20 protein-coding genes are annotated in these 20,165 nt (G+C 69.9%); 11 read left to right on the top strand and 9 right to left on the bottom strand.

Features of this window, described 5'->3' with window-relative positions; genetic code table 11:
* Positions 1 to 16: 16 nt before the first annotated feature.
* The 3 genes from lpdA to pip form a co-directional block, all read right to left on the bottom strand.
* Positions 17 to 1,402 (bottom strand): dihydrolipoyl dehydrogenase, encoded by a 1,386-nt coding sequence (gene lpdA, locus AB0N89_RS13520; protein ID WP_364204178.1) that lies wholly within the window; start codon positions 1,400 to 1,402, stop codon positions 17 to 19.
* Between the two features lie 47 nt (positions 1,403 to 1,449).
* Complete coding sequence (locus tag AB0N89_RS13515) at positions 1,450 to 2,220, bottom strand: lysophospholipid acyltransferase family protein (protein ID WP_364204176.1); 771 nt, start codon at positions 2,218 to 2,220, stop codon at positions 1,450 to 1,452.
* Positions 2,221 to 2,283: 63 nt separating this feature from the next.
* Positions 2,284 to 3,696, bottom strand: a complete 1,413-nt coding sequence (gene pip / locus AB0N89_RS13510) for a prolyl aminopeptidase (protein WP_364204174.1) — start codon at positions 3,694 to 3,696, stop codon at positions 2,284 to 2,286.
* A 38-nt stretch (positions 3,697 to 3,734) separates the two neighbouring features.
* On the opposite strand from pip, the gene AB0N89_RS13505 reads away from it, so the two are divergent.
* The 5 genes from AB0N89_RS13505 to AB0N89_RS13485 all read left to right on the top strand — a co-directional run bounded on the left by AB0N89_RS13505 (position 3,735) and on the right by AB0N89_RS13485 (position 9,150).
* A complete protein-coding gene (locus AB0N89_RS13505; RefSeq protein WP_364204173.1) occupies positions 3,735 to 4,775 on the top strand; it encodes a LacI family DNA-binding transcriptional regulator in 1,041 nt (346 codons plus the stop codon).
* Positions 4,776 to 4,853: 78 nt separating this feature from the next.
* Positions 4,854 to 6,005, top strand: coding sequence for a dihydrodipicolinate synthase family protein (locus tag AB0N89_RS13500; protein ID WP_364204171.1), 1,152 nt, complete (start codon positions 4,854 to 4,856; stop codon positions 6,003 to 6,005).
* Complete coding sequence (locus AB0N89_RS13495) at positions 6,005 to 6,811, top strand: sugar phosphate isomerase/epimerase family protein (protein WP_364204169.1); 807 nt, start codon at positions 6,005 to 6,007, stop codon at positions 6,809 to 6,811. Before AB0N89_RS13500 ends, AB0N89_RS13495 begins: the two co-directional genes overlap by 1 nt.
* A gap of 76 nt (positions 6,812 to 6,887) precedes the next feature.
* Positions 6,888 to 8,372, top strand: a complete 1,485-nt coding sequence (locus tag AB0N89_RS13490; protein ID WP_364204167.1) for a nitrilase-related carbon-nitrogen hydrolase — start codon at positions 6,888 to 6,890, stop codon at positions 8,370 to 8,372.
* Between the two features lie 76 nt (positions 8,373 to 8,448).
* Positions 8,449 to 9,150: a response regulator transcription factor gene (locus tag AB0N89_RS13485; protein ID WP_364204165.1), complete on the top strand. Its 702-nt coding sequence runs from the start codon at positions 8,449 to 8,451 to the stop codon at positions 9,148 to 9,150.
* On the opposite strand, the gene AB0N89_RS13480 is transcribed toward AB0N89_RS13485, so the two are convergent.
* From AB0N89_RS13480 to AB0N89_RS13470, 3 genes are read right to left on the bottom strand one after another with little or no spacing between them, the layout of a single operon-like run.
* Positions 9,147 to 10,262 (bottom strand): ABC transporter permease, encoded by a 1,116-nt coding sequence (locus AB0N89_RS13480; protein WP_364204163.1) that lies wholly within the window; start codon positions 10,260 to 10,262, stop codon positions 9,147 to 9,149. The genes AB0N89_RS13485 and AB0N89_RS13480 overlap by 4 nt on opposite strands.
* Positions 10,259 to 10,918 (bottom strand): ATP-binding cassette domain-containing protein, encoded by a 660-nt coding sequence (locus tag AB0N89_RS13475; protein WP_364204161.1) that lies wholly within the window; start codon positions 10,916 to 10,918, stop codon positions 10,259 to 10,261. Before AB0N89_RS13475 ends, AB0N89_RS13480 begins: the two co-directional genes overlap by 4 nt.
* Positions 10,915 to 11,430 (bottom strand): lipoprotein ABC transporter ATP-binding protein, encoded by a 516-nt coding sequence (locus AB0N89_RS13470; RefSeq protein ID WP_364204159.1) that lies wholly within the window; start codon positions 11,428 to 11,430, stop codon positions 10,915 to 10,917. Before AB0N89_RS13470 ends, AB0N89_RS13475 begins: the two co-directional genes overlap by 4 nt.
* Before the next feature lie 77 nt (positions 11,431 to 11,507).
* Here AB0N89_RS13470 and AB0N89_RS13465 point away from each other — a divergent pair, with 77 nt between their 5' ends.
* Both AB0N89_RS13465 and AB0N89_RS13460 read left to right on the top strand, forming a co-directional pair.
* Positions 11,508 to 12,872: a HAMP domain-containing sensor histidine kinase gene (locus AB0N89_RS13465; RefSeq protein WP_364204157.1), complete on the top strand. Its 1,365-nt coding sequence runs from the start codon at positions 11,508 to 11,510 to the stop codon at positions 12,870 to 12,872.
* 201 nt (positions 12,873 to 13,073) lie between these two features.
* Complete coding sequence (locus tag AB0N89_RS13460) at positions 13,074 to 13,697, top strand: TetR/AcrR family transcriptional regulator (RefSeq protein WP_364204156.1); 624 nt, start codon at positions 13,074 to 13,076, stop codon at positions 13,695 to 13,697.
* A 93-nt stretch (positions 13,698 to 13,790) separates the two neighbouring features.
* Here AB0N89_RS13460 and AB0N89_RS13455 read toward each other — a convergent pair whose 3' ends face one another.
* Positions 13,791 to 14,528, bottom strand: a complete 738-nt coding sequence (locus AB0N89_RS13455) for a TetR family transcriptional regulator (protein ID WP_364204155.1) — start codon at positions 14,526 to 14,528, stop codon at positions 13,791 to 13,793.
* Positions 14,529 to 14,589: 61 nt separating this feature from the next.
* On the opposite strand from AB0N89_RS13455, the gene AB0N89_RS13450 reads away from it, so the two are divergent.
* Both AB0N89_RS13450 and AB0N89_RS13445 read left to right on the top strand, forming a co-directional pair.
* On the top strand, positions 14,590 to 15,459 hold the full coding sequence (locus AB0N89_RS13450; RefSeq protein WP_364204154.1) for an alpha/beta hydrolase: 870 nt from the start codon (positions 14,590 to 14,592) through the stop codon (positions 15,457 to 15,459).
* Between the two features lie 91 nt (positions 15,460 to 15,550).
* Complete coding sequence (locus AB0N89_RS13445) at positions 15,551 to 15,949, top strand: hypothetical protein (RefSeq protein WP_364204152.1); 399 nt, start codon at positions 15,551 to 15,553, stop codon at positions 15,947 to 15,949.
* On the opposite strand, the gene AB0N89_RS13440 is transcribed toward AB0N89_RS13445, so the two are convergent.
* Together AB0N89_RS13440 and AB0N89_RS13435 are read right to left on the bottom strand one after the other, a co-directional pair.
* Complete coding sequence (locus tag AB0N89_RS13440) at positions 15,865 to 17,088, bottom strand: acetyl-CoA acetyltransferase (protein WP_364204150.1); 1,224 nt, start codon at positions 17,086 to 17,088, stop codon at positions 15,865 to 15,867. The genes AB0N89_RS13445 and AB0N89_RS13440 overlap by 85 nt on opposite strands.
* A 131-nt stretch (positions 17,089 to 17,219) precedes the next feature.
* Positions 17,220 to 18,692, bottom strand: a complete 1,473-nt coding sequence (locus tag AB0N89_RS13435; RefSeq protein WP_364204148.1) for a carotenoid oxygenase family protein — start codon at positions 18,690 to 18,692, stop codon at positions 17,220 to 17,222.
* A gap of 131 nt (positions 18,693 to 18,823) precedes the next feature.
* Between AB0N89_RS13435 and AB0N89_RS13430 the strand changes: the two genes are divergently transcribed.
* Positions 18,824 to 19,789 (top strand): winged helix-turn-helix transcriptional regulator, encoded by a 966-nt coding sequence (locus AB0N89_RS13430; RefSeq protein ID WP_364204146.1) that lies wholly within the window; start codon positions 18,824 to 18,826, stop codon positions 19,787 to 19,789.
* Positions 19,790 to 19,863: 74 nt separating this feature from the next.
* Complete coding sequence (locus AB0N89_RS13425; protein ID WP_020634404.1) at positions 19,864 to 20,052, top strand: DUF5302 family protein; 189 nt, start codon at positions 19,864 to 19,866, stop codon at positions 20,050 to 20,052.
* The last annotated feature ends 113 nt before the right edge of the window (positions 20,053 to 20,165 follow it).

The raw sequence follows: 20,165 nt of genomic DNA, 5'->3' as shown, positions 1-20,165 counted from the left end.
CAGGGCAGGTTCACGCTTACATGTTGATCATGTGGCCTGCGAGGCCGTGCACGGCTTCCTTGACGGCTTCGCCCAGGGTCGGGTGAGCGTGCACGTTCCGCGAGATTTCGTGCACCGTGAGGTCCCACTGCTGCGCCAGAGTCAGTTCCGGCAGCAGTTCGGTCACCTCGGGGCCGATCAGGTGCGCCCCCAGCAGCTCGCCATGCGTAGCGTCGCTCAGGATCTTCACGAAACCGACGGCCTCGCCGAGACCGTGCGCTTTTCCGTTGGCGCTGAAGGGGAACTTCGCCACCTGGACGTCGAAGCCCTTCTCGCGGGCCTGTTCCTCGGTCCAGCCGAAGCTGGCGATCTGCGGCTGGCAGTAGGTCGCGCGCGGGATCATCACAAAGTCGAGTTCCATGGTCTCGGCGCCCGCGATGGTCTCGGCGGCGACGACGCCCATGGACTCCGACGCGTGCGCGAGCATCAGTTTCGCGGTGACGTCGCCGATGGCGAAGATGTGCGGGACGGTGGTGCGGCCGCGCGAGTCGATGGCGATGGCGCCGCGGTCGGTGAGTTCCACGCCGGTCTTGTCCAGGCCGTAGCCCTCGACCCGCGGCTGGAAACCGATGGCCTGCAACACCTTGTCCGCTTCCAGGACCTGCGACTCGCCGTTCTTCGACACGGTCACCAGCACGCGGTCACCGGTGTCGTCGATGGACTCCACCTTGGTCGAGGTCAGCACCTCGATGCCGAGTTTCCGGTAGCGGCGCGCGAGTTCGGCGGAGACCTCGGCGTCTTCGAGCGGGACCATCCGGTCGAGGTATTCGACGATGGTCACCTTCACGCCGTAGTTGTGCAGCACGTAGGCGAATTCGACGCCGATCGCGCCCGCGCCGGCGATGACGATGCTCTCCGGCAGTTCGTTTTCCATGATCTGCTGTTCGTAGGTGACCACGCGGTCGCTGCGCGTGGTTCCGGGCAGCAGGCGCGCGGTCGCGCCGGTGGCGATCACGCAGTTGTCGAAGGTGATCCGCTCGCCGTTGACCTCGATGGTGTTGGCGTCGAGGAACGTGCCGTGCCCGTCGTACTCGGTGATCTTGTTCTTCTTCATCAGGAAGTGCACGCCCTTGACGCGACCGTCCGCGACCTTGCGGCTGCGGTCGAAGGCGGCCTGGTAGTCGAAGGTGACCTGCCCCTCGACCTGGATCCCGAAGGACTTCGCCTCTTTGGTCACGATGTGCGCGAGTTCCGCGTTGCGCAGCAGCGCCTTCGACGGGATGCAGCCGACGTTGAGGCACACCCCGCCCCAGTATTTCTCCTCCACGACCGCCGCGCTCAGTCCCAGCTGCGACGCCCGGATCGCCGCCACGTAACCGCCGACCCCGGCCCCCAGAACAACGACGTCATAGTGTGCGCTCATACCCCGAAACCTACCCTTCGCCGGGACCGCCCGAAGGGTGAGACTGCCTACTCGGGCCGGGAGCCGCGGATCTCGATCAGCAGGTCGGTCACGGCGGCCATGATCCGCTCGGTCGCCGCTTCCAGCACCTCGCGCGACAGGGGGAGCTCCATGAGGTCCGCGAGATCCACCGGCGGGCCCGCGGTCAGGTTCACCGTCTTGCGCGGGAAGGCGCGCGGGAGCGCGGCGCCCGACGGCAGCAGGTGGTGCGTGCCCCAGTTCGCCAGCGGGATCACCGGGACGCCGGTCTCCAGCGCGATCCGCGCGATCCCGGTCTTGCCGCGCATGGGCCACCCGTCCGGGTGATCGCTGAAGGTCGCCTCCGGGAAGATGACGACACATTCACCCTCACGGACGGCGCTGACGGCGTCGCGGTACGCGTCCGACGCGGTGGCCGCCCCGCGGTACACCGGGATGTGCCCACCCGAGCGCATCACCGAGCCGACGACCGGCGCCTCCCAGAGGCTCGCCTTCGCCAGGTAGCGCGGCACGCGCCCGTGCGCGAGGCAGTACGCCGTCACCGTCGTCGGATCGGCGAACGAGAGATGGTTCGACGCGACCAGGAACCCGCCCGTCGACGGCAGATGCTCGCCGCCGCGGACCCGGAACCGGGTGAACAGCACCAGGAACGGCCACACGACGTTGATCGCGAGGCTGAACCAGGCGCCCCGGCCGGCGCGGGCGAAGCGCCGGCCGAAGGCGATCATCTGGCGGAACGTCAGCAAGTCACCCGATACGGGGCTCAGCGCGGTCCAGCGTTCACGGGGTATCGGCACCATGGACGTAATTCGTAGCCGAACCCGCCCCGGTTCGGATGGATCCCCGCGTGAACGCGGCAGGGATCACACGCGTTCGAGGACCACCACGGGGATCTCGCGGTCGGTCTTCTTCGCGTACTCGTTGTAGTCCGGCCAGACCGCGGCGAGCTTCTCCCACAGCTTCGCGCGCTCCTCACCGGCGAGGGTCCGGGCCCGCGCGGTGAACTTGTCCGCCTTGACCTGGGCCTTGACCTCGGGGTTGGCCTGGAGGTTCTTGTACCAGCCCGGGTCTTCCGGCGCCCCGCCCTTCGAGGCCACGATGACCGGGTTGTTCTCGTCGTCGAACTGGTAGATCAGCGCGAACTTGCGGTCCTCGCCGGTCTTGCGGCCCTTGGTGGTGAGGATCAGGCAAGGCGCGCCCTTCTCCCAGTCGTGGCCCACCTCGCCGTCGGTCTCTTCGTAGCGGCGGACGTGCTCGTCACCGAAAAGCATGTCTGCGTTCCTCTCCTCGTGCTCGGGTGTCGTGGCGCCCTGCCAGTTTGACGCGAACCGGTCGGTCGCGCTGATCAACTCGTGCAGGATGCCGTCCTCGTCGAACGCGTGACCGGCGTCGCCGACCATCACCAGTTCCGCGGTCGGCAGCACCTGGCCGAGTTCCCACGCGGTGATGGCCGGGGTGACCACGTCGTAGCGTCCCTGGACCAGAACGCACGGGATGTCCCTGAGCTTCCCGGCGTCACGGAACAGCTGGTCCTCGGCCAGCCAGCCGCCGTGCCGGAAGTAGTGGTTCTCGATCCTCGCGATCGCGAGGGCGAATTCGGGATCGCTGAAAGCGTCGATCACTTCGTCCCGCGGGCGCAGTTTGACCGTTTCCCCCTCCCAGCGACTCCACGCGATCGCGGCGGGTCCGTGCACGGCGGGATCGGGATGGCTGAGCAGTTCGTGATAGACCTCGATCAGGTTGTCCTGGCGGCGCGAAAACGGCACCGGCGCCAGGAATCGTGACCACGCCTCGGGGAAGAGGAACGCCGCTCCCCCGCCGTAGAGCCATTGCAGTTCCTTCACCCGCAAGGTGGCCACCCCGCGCAGGACGAGTTCCGTGACGCGAGCGGGATGCGTTTCCGCGTAGGTCAGTCCGAGCACGCTCCCCCATGAACCGCCGAAGACCATCCAGTGTTCGATGTCCAGATGCTCGCGCAACCGTTCGATGTCGGCGACGAGGTGCCACGTCGTGTTGACCGAAAGATCCGCCTCCGGTGTGGCGCAGTTCGGCGTGCTCCGTCCGCAGCCGCGCTGATCGAAAAGCACGATCCGGTAGCGCTCCGGATCGAACAGTCTCCGATGTCTCGGGCTCGAACCACCTCCGGGGCCACCGTGCAGGAAGATCACCGGTTTGCCCTCGGGATCGCCGCATTCCTCCCAATAGATCTCATTGCCGTCACCGACGGGCAACATCCCTTGGACGTAAGGTTCGATTTCCGGGTAAAGGCCGAGCATGTCCGCCACTATGCCCCAAACGCCAGCTTGGAGGATCGATGAAGGCCCGCCCCCACGTGACGCTGGAAGATGTGGCGCGCACCGCGGACGTGTCGCTCGCGACCGCGTCCCGCGTACTCAACGGCACCGCCACCGTCCGGGGAGATCTCCGCGAACGAGTGATCGCCGCGGCCGCCGACCTCTCCTATACGCCCAATGCTCACGCTCAGGCATTGGCCGGTGGCTCACAGCCCACCGTCGGTGTGATCTGTCACGACGTCGGCGACCCCTATTTCGCCGCGATCGCCGGCGGGGTGATGCGCGTGGCGAGTGAAAACGATCTTCTGGTGATGCTCGCGAGCACATTCCGCGATCCGGCGAAGGAGGTCGCGTACGTCTCGACGCTGCGCGCCCAGCGCGCGTCGGCCATTCTGCTGATCGGTTCCGCGTTCGAAGACAAGACGTGGGAAAAGGCGATGGCCGCCGAACTCGAGCCGTACCGGCGCGGCGGCGGACATGTCGCCGCGGTCAGCAGGCATCGCGGGCTCAAAGTGGACACCGTCCAGCCCGACAACCGGGGCGGCGGCGCCGAACTGGCGAAGGCCTTGCTGGACCTGGGGCACCGGAGGTTCGCCGTCCTCGCCGGGCCGAAGAGCCTCACCACCGTCGTCGACCGTCTCGACGGCTTCGCCGCGGAGTTGCTGGAGCAGGGCGTCGAGCTGGCCGAGGACGACGTCGTCGAAGCGGCGTTCACCCGCGACGGCGGTTACGAGGCGATGGAGAAGGTCCTCGCCCGGCCCCGCAAGCAGTGGCCCACGTGTGTGTTCGCGGTGACCGACGTGATGGCGATCGGCGCGATGGCGGCACTGCGCGACGCGGGTGTGCCGGTCCCCGGCGAGATGTCGATCGCCGGCTTCGACGACATCCCGGTAGTGCGCGATCTCACGCCGTCGTTGAGCACGGTCGCGCTGCCGCTGGAGAAGCTGGGCGAACGGGCCATGGACCTGGCACTCAAGGCCTCGCCCGGAACCCGGCCGCGCGTGGTGCGCATGTCCGGCGAGGTCGTCCTGCGCTCCAGCACGGCTTCCCCCGCCCGCTGAAACCCTTGTGCGGCGCCCGCGGCGTGACTTACCGTGGTCCGAGAAAGCGCTTTCTCACACCCGCGCCACGGAGACCCGATGACCTTGATCGCCCTGCCCACCGCCGACGGCGGACTGGTGGAGTGGACACCGCAGGGGGCGGAAACGCCCGCGAAACCGGCGTCGCCGCCGACCTCCCGGATCGCCTACGCGGCCGCGCACGTGGTCGCCGACCCGCTCGCCGCCGCCGACCCCGAAGAGGGCGCGGTCCTGGACTGGGACACGACGCTCGCCTTCCGCGAACACCTGTGGTCCTGCGGTCTCGGCGTGGCCGAGGCGATGGACACCGCCCAGCGCGGCATGGGCCTGGACTGGGGCACGACCCAGGACCTCATCCGGCGCACCGGCGCGCTCGCCGCCGGACGGCCGTGGGTGGCCGGCGTCGGCACCGACCAGCTCCCCGACGGCGGCGCGACCCCTGAGTCCATTGTGGACGCCTGGCGCGAGCAGCTGGACCTGGTCGGCGAGGCCGGGGCCGTCCCCGTCGTGATGGCCAGCCGGGCGCTGGCCGCGTCGGCCTCCGGCCCCGCGGATTACCATGCCGCGTACGGGAAACTGCTCTCCGGCGCGGACCGTCCGGTCCTGCTGCACTGGCTGGGCGAGCAGTTCGACCCGGCGCTGGCGGGGTACTGGGGCCACGGCGACGTCCGCGAGGCCGCGAAGGAACTGGGCAGGCTCTGCACCGAGCACGCGGGCGTGATCGCGGGCGTGAAGGTCTCCGTGCTCGACGCGTCGATCGAGACCGAGTTCCGCCGCGCGCTGCCCGAAGGCGTCAAGTGCTACACCGGCGACGACTTCAACTACCCGGAGCTGATCGCCGGGGACGACCAAGGCCACAGCGAAGCGCTGCTGGGCATCTTCGACGCCGTCGCGCAGGTCGCGGGCGCCGCGCTCGCCCGGCTCGACGAAGGCGACAAGGCGGGCTTCCACGGCCTGCTGGACCCGACGGTAGCCCTGAGCAGGGCGATCTTCCGCGCGCCCACCAGGAACTACAAGACCGGCGTCGTCTTCCTCGCCTACCTCAACGGGCACCAGAACCACTTCCGGATGGTCGCGGGACGCGAGTCGGCCCGGTCCATCACGCATCTGGCCGAACTGCTCCGGCTGGCGGACGCCGCCGGGGCGCTCACCGACCCGGACCTCGCCGTCGCGAGGATGCGGCCGCTGCTGGCCGCGGCGGGGGTGGCGTGATGGACCGGTTGAGCCTGAACCAGATCACCACCAAGGCGTGGTCGCTGCCGGAGGCCGTGGCGGGCTGCGCCGAGGCGGGCGTCCGCTGGATCGGCCTGTGGCGCGACAAGGTCGCCGAGACCGGCGTCGAAGAGACGGCCCGGCTGCTCAAGGAGTACGACGTCGGCGTGTCGTCGTTGTGCCGCGGCGGTTTCTTCACCGGGGTCACCCCGGAAGGGTCCCCTGTGGACGGTGTCGCGCAGACCCGGGAAGCGATCGACGAAGCGGCCGCGCTGGGCGCGGACGTCCTCGTCCTGGTCGTCGGCGGGGTCAACGGCGATCTCAAGTCGTCGCGGCAGCGTGTCGCGGACGCCGTCGGCGAACTGGCCCCGTACGCCGGTGAGCGCGGCGTGCGGCTCGGTCTGGAGCCCTTGCACCCCATGCAGTGCGCGGAACGCTCGGTTCTGTCCACAGTGGATCAGGCGCTGACCGTGGCGCTGGAGCATCCGGCCGAGCAGGTCGGCGTGATCGTCGACGAGTTCCACGTGTGGTGGGACCCGCGGATCGAGGAGTCGATCGCCGCGGCGGCCGGGCGGATCGCCGGCTTCCACGTGTGCGACCAGAAGGTGCCGCTGACCGACACGCTGCTGGGCCGGGCGCTGCCCGGTGACGGCCCGATCGACCACCGGCACCTGAAGGCGTGCGTCGAGGCCGCCGGGTACACCGGGCCGATCGAGGTCGAGGTCTTCGACGCCGACCTCTGGCGCCGTCCCGGCGGCGAAGTGCTCGCGGAGACCATCGCGGCGTACCGCGACCACGTCGCCTGAGACCTGACGAAAGTAAGGGGCACTCGCTGCCCTGGGTGGGCTGTCCGGGCGGCCGTGGTTTCCTACCGTTCGCGGTATGAAACCACGGCCGCTCTGGTGGCTCGGCACAGCGTCGCTCCTGCTCGCCGTCCACACCGATTGGAACGTCCCCCTCGCCGCCTGGGTGTTCCCGATCTTCCTGCTCCGCTACGCCCTGCAGGTCCCCGTCCGGCGCGCGATCCTCATGGTGGGCCTGTCCCTGCTGATCGGGCAGCTGTTCTGGCTCGGGGTCACCGGCCTGCTGTTGGTGCTCTCCGGCTTGCTCGCCTTCACCCTGCTCACGGTGGTGCAGACGACGGCGTTCCTGGCCGACCGCCTGCTCGCCGATCGCGCCGGACCGCTGAGGACACTGGTGTTCCCGGCGACGCTCGTCGCGGGCGAGTTCCTCTTCAGGCTGATCACCGGCTTCGGTGACTTCGGCGCGCTCGGCAGCACCCAGTCCGGGAATCTGCCGCTGCTCCAGACGGCGTCCGTGACCGGCGTGTACGGGCTCACCTTCGTCCTCGCGTGGTTCGCCTCGGTGGTGAACACCGTCTGGGCGGAAGGATGGCCGCGGGTCAGGCGCACGGCGCTCGTCCACGCCTGCGTGCTCGGCCTCGTGTTCCTCGCCGGCGGCGCGCGGTTGCTGTTCGACGCTCCGGCGACGCACACGGTCCGGGTCGCGGGGATCAGTCCTTCGGCCGACGCGGACGAGGCGAGCTCCGGCGCGCTGGAGCGGATCGGCGTCAAGTACTGGCGCGCCGAGGAAGTCGTCGCGGCCGATCCCGTCGCGGTCGGCGCGGCGTTCGCGCCGGTCACCGAAGATCTCGTGACCAGGACACGACAGCAGGCGTCGGCGGGGGCGAAGATCGTCGTCTGGCCGGAAACGCATGCCCGGGTGCTGGAACGCGACCAGGACGCGCTGCTGAAGCGGGTCGGCGCCGAAGCCAAACAAGCAGGCGTATACGTAGGACTCGCCTACGCGCTCTACACCACGCAGGCTCCCTACATCCGCAACGTGGCCGTACTCGTCACGCCGACCGGCGAAGTGGCGTGGACCTACGACAAAACGCATCCGACGCCGATGGAACCGATGACTCCCGGCCCCGGCGCCGTCCCCACAGCGGATTCGCCGTACGGACGGCTCGCGGCGGTGATCTGCTACGACGCCGATTTCCCCGGCCTGATGCGCCAGGCCGCGGATGAGGAGACCGCGCTGATGCTCGTCCCCGCCAACGATTGGCCGGGATTCGGCTCGCTGCACGCCGAAAAGGCGACGTTCCGCGCGGTGGAAAACGGTTACGCGCTCTTCCGGCATTCCACGCACGGAAATTCCACAGCCGTGGACGATCAGGGACGGATACTCGGGCACGCCGACTACTTCCGCACCGATCAGCAGACACTCGTCGCGGATCTTCCCGTACAGCCGAGAACACAGACCGTGTACAGCCGTGTCGGTGACGTGTTCGCCTGGCTGTGTCTCGCCTTCGCCGCACTCTGTCCTTTGTGGACATACCGGCCACGGCACACAGGGAAACGTTAGCGCCCTGTTACAGAACAGGTGGTGTTCGTAACGTCTTAGCCGAAAAGAACAGTGTTCAACGGTTAAGCTCGCCCGCATGCCGAAACTGCTGGTGGTGGAGGACGACGACGCGATCGGCGGCGTCCTCGAATCGACCCTCCGTCTGCACGGCTACGAGGTTTCCTGGCAGCGCGACGGCCGCACCGCGCTGGCCGCCGCGGAAAACGACGACATCGACTTCGTGCTGCTCGACCTCGGTCTGCCGGATCTGGACGGGGTCGAGGTCTGCCGCCGGCTGCGTGCGGCGCTCCCCGGCGCGGTCCTGGTCATCCTGACCGCGCGGCAGGAGGAGATGGACGTCGTCGTGGGCCTGGAGGCCGGGGCCGACGACTACCTCACCAAACCGATCCGGCTAGGCGAACTGCTCGCCAGGGTGCGCGCGCACCTGCGGCGCGGGACGGCGCCGCCGGAGAGCAGGCCGGCGATCGCGGTCGGGCATCTGCGGGTGGACACCGCCGGACGGCGGGTCAGCGTCGGCGGGCGGGAGATCTCGTTACGGGCCAAGGAGTTCGACCTGCTCGCGCGGCTGGCCGAGCAGCCGGGCGTCGCGGTCAGCCGGGACACGCTGATGTCGGAGGTGTGGGACGCGCACTGGTACGGCTCCACGAAGACCCTCGACGTCCACATCGCGGCGTTGCGGCGGAAACTGACCGAGTCGGCGCCGACCCCCGAGCAGGCGCCGAGGATTTCGACGCTGCGCGGCCACGGCTACCGCCTGGAGCAGCCCTTCGAAGGCTAGTAATCCCGAAGGTCGGAGACTTCGTCGCGGGCGGCGAGTTGCGCGATCCGCGCCGACGCCGCCACGCACGACACGATCACCACCGCGCCCAGCAGCGCGAAATACCCGTGGGGGAAAGCCGCCCATTCGGCGGGCGTGAGCAGGACGAACAAGACGCCGAGCAGATGCCCGGCGATCAGGCCACCGCCACCGACGATCAGCGCGTCGCCCGCGATGAACGTCGCCACCTGACGGCGTTTCCCGCCGAGGGTGCTGACGATCAGCAGGTCGCGGCGGCGTTCGTTGAGCGCCGTCCCGAACGACGGTCCAGCGGCGGCCGCGGCGAGCACGAGCGACACCACCCGGTCCACATTGGCCGCGACGCAGCCGTCCCGGGTCAGGGCGGACGAGATCGCGAACGCCACCGCCAGCGCGACCAGCGCCACCGACCGCGCCAACAGTGCGCTCCGCCACGAAATGGACAGCGCGAGCACCCCCGCGAGCCCCGAGACGAGCGGCCGGAGCACTCCGCCGATCGCCCGTTTGCCCTTGCGCAGCCCCAGTTCCACCAGCCGCCACAGCAGCATCGTGCCGCCCGCCCAGCCGAGCAGCGGCCAGAAGAAGGCGAGCGTGAGCAGGATGAGGTCGAGACCGTAGGGCGACCACCACGGCGGTCCGTCGTCGGCGGGGACGAAATACCACTCGCGCACCACCGGGGGCAGGACGGCGACGGCTGCCACGACCAGCCCGGCGAGCAGCAAGAGAACGATTTCCCGGACAAGGGCCGGTCCGGAACCGGGCAGGAAGCCACCCGCCAGCGACAGCACGACACCGGCGAGGGCTCCGGCCGATCCGGCGGCCGCGGCCTCGGCGGCGGCCAGCCCCAGCACCTGCCCGCCGGTCGCGCCGCGGGCGCGCAAGAGGTCCTGATCGCCTCTCAGCGAACGCTCCGACGGCGCGGCCAGCAACACCACGAGCACCGTCGCGGGCACCCACGGCGGCGCCGCTTCCCAGGCCCAGCCGTGCGCGGCGAGCAACGTGGTCACGATCAGGGCGCCTGCCGCGGGGACGCCGAGCCGGACGGGCCGCACGCGCGCGATCCCGCCGACCCACAACGCCATCGCCGCGATCACCGATGCCTCACCAGCTTCCCGTCGACCATCGCCCAGCTTTCGCCGAACAACCCGGCCGGGGCCTTCTCCGCCGTGGCCACCAGCAGCCCGGCGGCCAGCCGGTCCGCGGCCTCCACGAGCCTGCCGAGCAGCCGCTCCCCCGCCCGCTGGTCCAGCCAGCCCGCCGGGTCGTCGGCGAGGATGAGCTTCGGCGCGGGCGCGAGCGCCCTGGCCAGGACGGCCAGCCGGATCTGCTCGCCGGTCAGGTCACGGGGCGCCTTCTTGGCGAATCCGGTGAGGCCCACCAGGTCCAGCGCGCCGTCGACGGCGTCACGGACCGCGGTGCCGGTCCGGCCCGCGAGGACCAGCGGCAGGGCGACGTTGAGCCGGACGTCGAGGTCGCGCAGCAGCCCGCCGTCCTGCAGCACCAGCCCGATCAGGTCGGGGCCGGGCGGCGACGGCTCGAACGAGGGCCAGTCGACGGTGCCCGCGGTCGGCTTCTTCATCCCGGCGAGCAGGTGCAGCAGCGTGGTCTTGCCCGCGCCCGCCCTGCCCGTCACCACCGCGCGGGTCTGGGCGCCGATCACGCAGCTGACCCCGTGCACGGCGACCACGGCGGTCAGCCCGGAACCATAGGTGTGCGCCAGTTCGTCGGTGCGGACCAGTGGCGCGGTCACGCCACTCTCACGATCCGGTGCGCGGCGGCCGCGATCTCGGGATCACGGGTCACCACGACGACGGCCGTCCCGCGGGTCGCGACGGCGCACAGCAGATCCATGAGTTCGAGTGCGGCGAGCCCGTCCAGTTCACCCGCCGGTTCGTCGGCGACGACCACCTCGGGTGCCCCGGCCAGGGCGACGGCGACCCCGGCCCGCGCACCTTCCAGCGCCGACAGCGTGCCCGGATAGGCGTCACCGCGTCCGGTCAGGCCGACCAGCGCGAGCAGGTCGGCCGCGCTTTCGGGGGAACGGCGGCCGGCCAGCCGTCCCGCCAGCAGGATGTTCTGGCCGACGGTGAGGTGGCCGAAGAGGTTCCCGCGCCTGAGCAGCACGCCGACGCCGGGACCACCCACGGGGGTTTCACCACTTCCGGTGGGCAGCACGGCCACACATTCGCCCGGGACGGCGAACCGGACGAGGGGGACGGATCCGGGCCCCGGGCCTGCCATGACGGCGGCACGTCGGCGCATGGCCCCAAGGTAAAGCGAACGGGGTCAACATCGCCTTGATCTCAGGTCAACGGACGGCAAAATATCGCGTCGGGTGGGTGATCCTCTCGTCCGTCGGCCACACTCTGTCCGTGCGCCGCCGGATCGTCACCCTCACCGTGCTGGCCGCGGTGCTGGCGATCACCCTCTTCGGGGCGCCCCTGGCCATCGCGGTCGCCAAGTTCCACGAGGGCAATTCGACCCACGACCTCGAACGGGCCGCCGACACGGCCGTCCTCGACGTGACCGGCGACCTCGCGAACGGCCGGGTCCCGGAGCTCAAGCCCGCCAAACCGGACGCGGACCGGATCCGCGGGATCAAGGTCGCGGTCTACACCCCGACCGGCAGGCGCCTGATCGGCGACGGCCCGGCCTCCGAAGACCGCTTCGTCCGCGACGCGCACTACACCGACATGGCGACCGGGACGCGCGGCGACGAGGTGGTCCTGGCCGTCCCGGTGATCAGCGGTTCGTCGCTGGTCGGGGTCGTCCGCACCGCCCACCCCCGGTCCGAACTGGACGACCGGATCCGGCTGACCTGGCTGAAGATGGCCGGGCTCGCCCTCATCGCGATCGGCGCCAGCTGGCTGATCGCGCGCCGGATCGCCACCCGGCTGGCACGGCCGCTGGAGGATCTCGCGGGCGCCGCCGAACAGCTCGGCGAGGGCGATTTCACCGTGCGCGCCCGGCGCACCGGGGTCCGAGAGATCGATCAGGTCGCCGAGGCGCTCGACTCGACCTCCGTGCGGATCGGCGAGACGCTGGAACGGGAACGGACCTTCTCCTCCGACGCCTCCCACCAGCTGCGGACGCCGCTGACCGGGCTGCGCCTTCAGCTGGAAGCGGCGCTGGAAAGCCCCGAACGCGACCCTTACGCGACGATCCGCGACAGCATCGCGTCGGCGGACAGGCTGGAACGCACCATCGACGACCTGCTGGCGCTGGCCAAGCAGACCAGGGCCCCGCGTGCCCTTCTCGACCTGGGCAAACTCTTCGAAGAGGTCCGCCAGACCTGGCACGGCCTGCTCGCCGGACGCGGCCGCGCGCTGCGGATCAGCGGCCGTGAGGCGCTGCCGGCGAGGGCGGCGGACGCGGCCGTGCGGCAGGTGCTCGCCGTGCTGCTGGACAACGCGGCGACGCACGGGCGCGGCACGGTCTCCGTCCTCGCCCGCGACGCCGGGGACGCGCTGGCCATCGACGTGAGCGACGAGGGCGCCCTCCCGGACGGGCACGATCCGTTCGTGACCGACGACGAGAGCGAAGACCGCGAAGGCCACGGGATCGGCCTGAGGCTGGCGCGGAGCCTGTCCGAGGCGGAAGGCGGGCGGCTGCGGCTGACCAGTCCATCGCCGACGACGTTCACGCTGCTCTTGCCCGCCGAGCGCCCGCCCGCGCGGCAAGAAGGCCCGGGCCTGGCGAGCTAGGGGGGGTTACTCGCCAGGCCGGGCCGGTAGGAGGCAAACGCGCCCCGACAGCGCGCACGGCATGCCACCTGAAAGAAGACGGTAAAGACCAGCGGGCCAACAGACGGTACACGCCGGATTAACTGACACTTTGCTTTTATATGTCACAGGGATCCGGTGACCGTCCAGCCGGACTGAATCGATCGTGGGAAGATTGAGGACATGACGACCGAGCCGACGCCGAGATGGCGGAGACTGGAGCCGGACGAGCGCAAGGAGCAGATCTTCGCCTGTGCGGCACGTCTTTTCGGGGAACGCCCGTACTCGGAAGTGTCCACATCGGACATCGCGGCGGAGGCCGGGGTGGCCAGGGGGCTGATCAATCACTACTTCGGCACCAAGCGCGAACTTTATCTGGAGATCATCCGCCGGGCGCTGACCGTGCCGCGGCTCGCGGTCGAGATCCTGCCGGACGGTCCGCTCGAACTGCGCGCCGACGTCGCCATCGACTGGTTCCTCGACATGGTCACCAGCCAGGAGAAGATGTGGCTGGCCGCGATCGCGCCGGAAGGCATCGGCCGGGATCTCGAAGTCGAACGGATCCTCGAAGAGGCCGATCGCGAATCGGCGGACAGGGTGCTCGAAGCGGTCGGGCTCTCCCGCGAGAGCGAACACGGCCAGGAGCTGAACGCGCTGGTCCGCGCGTTCGGCGGGATGGTCAAGGCCGCGGGCCGCGAATGGCTCGTGCGGGGTTCGCTCGATCGCGCACAGGTGCACACGCTGCTCAGCAAATCGCTGGTCACGCTGGTCGGCGAGGTCTTCCCCGAGATCCAGCGCGCGACGTGAGAAGCCCCCGGCACCTCGAGGGGGAGGTTGGTGCCAGGGGCTTCGGGACCGGTGACGAGCACCGGCATCCCTCCACACTACGCCGATCAGCTGTCAGCGCTCTGTCAAACGTCCGAGCGTGTCCAACCGGCCGAGCCGGTGCTCCAGCCCGTCGAGGCAGCGCTCGACCGCGTAACCGTAGAGCCGCTCGTAGTAACCGGCCGCGAGATCGGGGTCCGCGACCAGCGCCGCGACCGACTCGCCCAGGGCCGCCATCCCCGGCAGGTCCGTGCGGGTGCGGTACGCCGCGTAACCCTCGGTCCGGTCCAGTTGCAGCGCCATCGCGCTCTCGCGGTCGTCCTCCATCGCGACGAACTGGCACGCGGTGGCGAGCAGCAGGTTGTACGCGAACGGCGCCTCGCCGCCGAACCCGGCCGCGAGCAGGCGGCCGATGCCGGTGTTCATGGTCGGCACCGCGGCGGCGACCGACGGCCCGAACAGCGCCAGCCGCCGCGCCGAACCGGGGTAGCGGCGCAGCACGGCCCGCACGGTCGGCAGGAATTCGGTGAACCAGGCCCGCCACGGCAGGGTCTCGTCGGGCAGGGTCAGCTGCCCGACCACCCGGTCCAGCACCGCGACGACGACGGTGTCCCGGTCGCCCACGTGGTGGTAGACGACCGCGGGATAGGCGTCGACGGCGGCCGCGAGCTGCCGCAGCGTCCAGTTCTCCAGGCCCGCCTCGGCCGACAGCTCCAGCGCGGCGTCGATGATCCGGGCCTTGGTGACCGCCGGCCGTCCGGAAGCCACGCGTGACCGCGACCGGGAGCCCGCGTCTTCGGAGGATGTCGGCATGCGGGCTACCGTATCCGCACTCCGCTGGTATCCGGGCGGGGGCTTCCGGCAGGATCAGGCCATGCCCCGCGCGCGTGTGAACGGCCTCGAACTCGAGTACGACACCTTCGGCTCCCCCGCGGATCCGCCGCTCGTCCTGGTGATGGGTCTCGGCGCCCAGATGGTCACCTGGGAGATCGGCTTCTGCGACCTGCTCGCCGAGGGCGGGTTCCACGTCGTGCGGTTCGACAACCGCGACATCGGCCTCTCCTCTTATCTGGACGACCTCCCCGCGCCGGATCTGGCCGCGCTCGCCGCGGGCGACCTGACCTCCGCGCCGTACCTGCTCTCGGATCTCGCGTCCGACGTCACCGGGTTGTTCGACGCGCTCGGCTTCGAACGCGCGCACGTCGTCGGCGCGTCGATGGGCGGGATGATCGTCCAGCAGCTCGCGATCGACTCGCCGGAACGGCTGCTCAGCCTCACCTCGATCATGTCGACCACCGGGGACCCCGCGGTCGGGCATCCGGAACCCGCCGCGCTCGCCGGGCTGACCCGGCCGCCCGCCGCCACCCGCGAGCAGGCGATCGAGGACGGCATCACCTGGTTCAAGCTCGTGGGCTCGCCAGGACACCCCTCCGACGAGGAGTTCCTGCGGATGAAGGCCACCCGCAACTACGACCGGGCGAACCATCCGGAAGGCGGGCTGCGGCAGGCGGCCGCCGTCGTCGCTTCGGGTGACCGCACGGCGAAGCTGCGGGAGGTCCATGTCCCGACACTCGTCATCCACGGCGAGAGCGACCCGCTGATCAACGTCTCCGGCGGGAAGGCGACCGCGGAGGCGATCCCGGACGCCGAGCTGCTGCTGTTCCCCGGAATGGGGCACGAACTGCCGAAGCAGCTGTGGCCCGCGATCGCCGAAGCGATCATCGCGCACGCGCGCAAGGTCTGACGCGTCAGGATTTCGTCAAGAATCCCGCCGGGAGCGTAGAAAAGCCGTGCACGCGGACCGCACGCCCGGTTACGAAGAGTGTACTGAGCGGATGAGGAATCCCGAGAGCTTCGGTTTCCCGTTCGGTTGTGTCTCCGTCGTCGTCGCGGCGTCGGTGGCCGGGCTCCTCGGTTCGGCGCGACATCATGGCATCTCGTTGGCCGCCTTGGCCGTGGTCGTCCTCGTCACCGGCGCGGTGACGACGGTGGCGGCCGCGCTCGGGACGGCGTTGATCGCCTGGAGTGTCCACTCGGGATTCACCGCGGGGTCGCTGGGAGCGCTCGAATTCAGTCCCGAAACCGGCGTCGCCGCGGCGGTCTTCTTCGGGGCGACGCTCGCCGGAGCGGCGTATCGCGGCCGATGGGTTCAGCGGGCGACCACCATCGCGACCACGGTCGTGAAGGATCCGCCGACGTTCAAGGTCAGCACGTTCCGCACGCCGTCGATCTGAAGCGGCCCGGCGGTTCCCGCGACCTGGCGCGCGGCGTCGTGCACCATCCGCACGCCGGTCGCGCCGACGGGGTGCCCGAGTCCGAGCAGCCCGCCGCCGGGGTTCACCGGAAGGACGCCGTCCCGCGCGATCCCGCCGGATTCGATCAGCCGTCCCGCCGACCCCGGCGGTGCCGCGCCCAGGTGCTCCAGCGCCACGAGCGCGGTGATGGTGAAGCAGTCGTGCAGTTCGACGACGTCGATCTCCTCGGCGCCGGGGACCTTCGCGCGCCAGTACGCGTCGAGCACCGCGCCCCGCAGATGCGGGAACAGGTACTCGTGCCCTTCGGCGCGATCCAGCTTGCCCCGTAACGACAAATGCGCCGTCCGGTGGCCGAAGCCCGCCAGCCGGGGCACGTCCGCGAGGTCACGGCCGACGCGTTTCGCCCAGTCCGCGGCGAACTCCGGTGAGGCGAGCACGATCCCGGCCGCCCCGTCGGAGATGCGACCGCAGTCGTTCTTGCGCAGGACACCGGCGACGACCGGGTTCAACCGGTCGTCCTGCTCGAACGAGCCGTCGGGGAAACCCCAGTCCCTCGCCTGCGCCATCGGGTTGAGCGCGGCGTTCGCGAAAGCGTTGCGGGCGAACAGGCCGAGGTGCGCCGGATCGAGCCCGTACCGCCAGTCGTAGACGTCGGCGACGTCGGAGAACAAGGCGGGCCAAGGGAATTCGGCCGTCTGCGCCTCTTCGCCGACCCAGGCCGCGGAGCCGAGATGCCCCGCCGCGGACCGCGCGTCGGTGTTGCGCATGAGCTCCAGCCCGGTCACCAGCGCGACGTCGTACCGGCCGGACTCGATGTCCGAACTCGCGGCGAGCACCGCCGTCCCGCCCGAGGCGCACGCGGCCTCGTGCCGGACGCTCGGCACCCCGTCCAGATCGGGGATCGCCGCCACCAGCAGCCCGCCGAGCTGGGCCTGACCGGCGAACAGCTCGGCGGCCAGGTTGGCGACGTGGACGACGCCGATGTCGTCCGTCTCGACCTGCGCGTCCACCAAGGCGTCGGGCACCACTTCGGCGAACATCTCGTAGAGTCCGCCGCCCTCTTTCGCGAAGTTCCGCGCGAAATCGGTCTGTGCCCCGCCCAGTACGAAGACCGTCATCGGCCCCTTCCGCCCTCAGGTGCCGTGCCCGGGTCGCCCCACCCCCTGGAAGGGGCGACCCGGACGGCGGCTTTCGGCCCTTCGCCGCCTGCCCACACCCCTCTGGTGGGCGGACGCGCGAAGGGGATCTCTCAGTTACAGGAAGGTTCCAGCTGGTCCGCCCGGACCCAGGTCGCGTGAAAACCGAGCGGGACACGCTGGGGCAACAGGACCCTGGCCACGGGTCCGGCAGCGAGATCGGCGGCGTCGAAGATGTCCAGTTCGGAGCGCCCCTCACGCTCGTCCTGGACGAAGGTCACCAGATAGCCGTCGTCGGAATCGGCGGCCGCGCCGTCGCGGGGTGCGAACGGCGCCTCACTGCCCCACCGGCCCGGTCCGAAACGGTGTTCGGTCTTCGTGCCGGCACGATTGTCGTAACACACCAGGCCGTCGAACTTGAGCGTCGAGTCCGGCGAGATGCGCACCGCGTAGGAGAAGCGATTCCGGCCGCCGACCACCCTCGAGTCGACGGACGGAAATTCGGTGTTGGCGTCGTCGAGCGGGGCCTCCTGGCCCTGCCCGGTCCGCAGGTTGAACCGGTAGCGGTGCAGCGAGGCGTCCAGCCGCAGGTACGAGAGCATCTTGGCGAGCGGGGTGCGCGCGTCGGCGCGGGGTTGCGGGCGCTGGACGCGGCAGACGTCGAGGACGATTTCCTCGCCCTGCTCCCAGGAGTTGACGACGTGGTAGATGTAGCACGGACTGGCTTCGAACCAGCGGATCTGGCTACCGTTACCGTAGCGAGGAAGTACCCCGAACCGGCTCGGCAGCGACCGGTCGAACAGCAGCTTGTGACGACCGTTGCGCGCCGCCTCCATGTCCTGGATCAGCGGTAAGTCCATCAGGATGGCGTAGTTCTCGGTGATCGCCATGTCGTGCGGCAGGCGCGGACCGGGGAGTTCGATCTCGGTGGTGCTCACGACCTTGCCGTCCGCGCTGATCACGCCGTAGCGCAGGTACGGCGGGCGCGGCCCGTAGTCGAACCAGAACATCTCGCCGGTGCGCTCGTCGACCTTCGGATGCGCCATCATGTCGCCGACCAGCGTGCCGAGGAAGTCTTCGGCGCCCAGCGTCTCCAGCGAGAGCGGGTCGACCGCGTACGGCGTGCCGCACATGTACCAGGTGGAGAGCACCTGGCCGCGGTGGAAGATCAGGTCGGTGTTGGCGCTGTCCTTGACGTTCAGGCCGTGCGTGTTGCCGAACGGGTTGCCCTTGGGCGACTCCATGACGCCCTTCCAGAGCGCCTTGCCCGCCTCGGATTCGGCCTCGAACGCCTTGGTGCGGATCCAGCGGTTGCGGTAGCGGGCCTTGCCGTTCTCCAGGTGGACGGCGTGGATCATGCCGTCGCCGTCGAACCAGTGGTAGCGGCCCTCCGGTTCGAACCGGGGGTTGGGCCCGTTGCGCAGGTACACGCCGTTGAGATCCGCGGGGATCTGGCCGATGACCTGGAGATCGCTCGCGTCGATCTCTTCGCCGACCGGGGCGTAGACGCCCATCAGGTACGGGTTGACCTCGGGTTCACCGGTGGTGGCCGCCACCAGGATCGGTTGCTCGGAGGTGCTCGTCATCGGTACTCCCCGGTTGGTTCGTGTTGACCGATTGGCTGAGACACTATGATTTCTGTAGTCAGCTGTCAATAGGCTTCTTTTGCTGTAGTCAGTAGTACGCTGGCGGCGACACCATCCTCGGAAGGAACCATGTGACAGAGGCGACGGCGCACCGCGTCAGGCCGGCGGGCGATCCGCTGCGCCGGGCACTCGAACTGCTCGGCGACCAGTGGACCCTGCTGATCCTGCAGAGCCTCTTCCTGCGTTTCCGCCGTTACGAGGAACTCCGGCTGCGACTCGGCATCTCCCCCACCGCGCTGTCCGGGCGGCTGCGCGAGATGGTCGACGCGGGGATGCTCGTCCGCACGCCGTACCGCGACACGCGCCGCACCCGGCACGAGTACCGGCTCACCGAACGCGGCCTCGAACTGTGGCCGCTGCTGATCTCGATCTGGGCCTGGGAAAGCGAATGGGTCGAGGGACGGCGTGCCGTGCTGCCGACGCTGATCCACCTCGACTGCGAACTGGCCACGTCGGCGCCGCTCGGCTGCGCCACCTGCGAACGCCGGGTCGACGCCCGCGACATCCGCGCGCGACGGCTCGACGACACCGGCGTCGTCGAAGCGACCGCGACGAAACGCTTCCGCCGCAAGGACGCCGAGTCCCTCGCGGGCGATCCGCTGATGTTCTTCCCGGACACCATGGAACTCCTCGGCGACCGCTGGTCGACGGGCCTGGTCGTGAGCGCGCTGCTCGGGGCGCGGCACTTCTCGGAGTTCGAACGCGAACTCGGCATCGGACCGAGCGTGCTCTCGGGGCGGCTGTCGAAGCTCGTGGAGGTCGGCGTCCTGCGGACCGGGGCCGCGAAGACCCGCACCGACGCGCACGACTACCGGCTGACGGCGAAAGGGCTCGCGTTCTTCCCCGCGCTGGCCTTCATCGCCGAGTGGTCACGCGGCTTCGAGGTGCCGGGGCAAGCACCCGACATCACGCTGGATCACGTGGACTGCGGGAACCGGCTGAAGCCGATCCTGCTGTGCGACCACTGCTGGCGGCCGCTGCTGCGGAACCGGATCCAGTTCGGCGGCCCGGTCCAGCTGCCGGCGCCGCCCAGGTGACGTAAATCGACTCGCCAAGGCGGTCCGTTCCTGACAGGCTGGCGTGGTCACACGTCGTAACCTCGGAGGTAGCAATGACTGAACCGGCACCGTCCCCAGCGGATGGCGAAGAGGACGACACGAAGCGCAAGTTCCGCGAAGCCCTGGAGCGTAAGCAGGCTCAGAGCCGCTCCGGATCGGCCCACGAGAACGGCGGCGGGAAGAACCTGCACGCGCACGGCCCGGCCGCGAACAAGCGCACCTTCCGTCGCAAGAGCGGCTGAGTCCCCTGGGCCTTCCCGGCCCGGACTGACATGACGCGAAAGCCACTTTCGCAACCTCGAAGGTTGCGAAAGTGGCTTTCGCGATGTCGGCTGGGTCGTGAGTGGCAAGTCGG

Source organism: Amycolatopsis sp. NPDC089917, assembly GCF_040684635.1.
In the GTDB taxonomy this organism is placed as follows: domain Bacteria; phylum Actinomycetota; class Actinomycetes; order Mycobacteriales; family Pseudonocardiaceae; genus Amycolatopsis.
The sequence above is the reverse complement of the archived record's forward strand: the minus strand, read 5'-3'. Positions and strand labels throughout refer to the sequence as shown.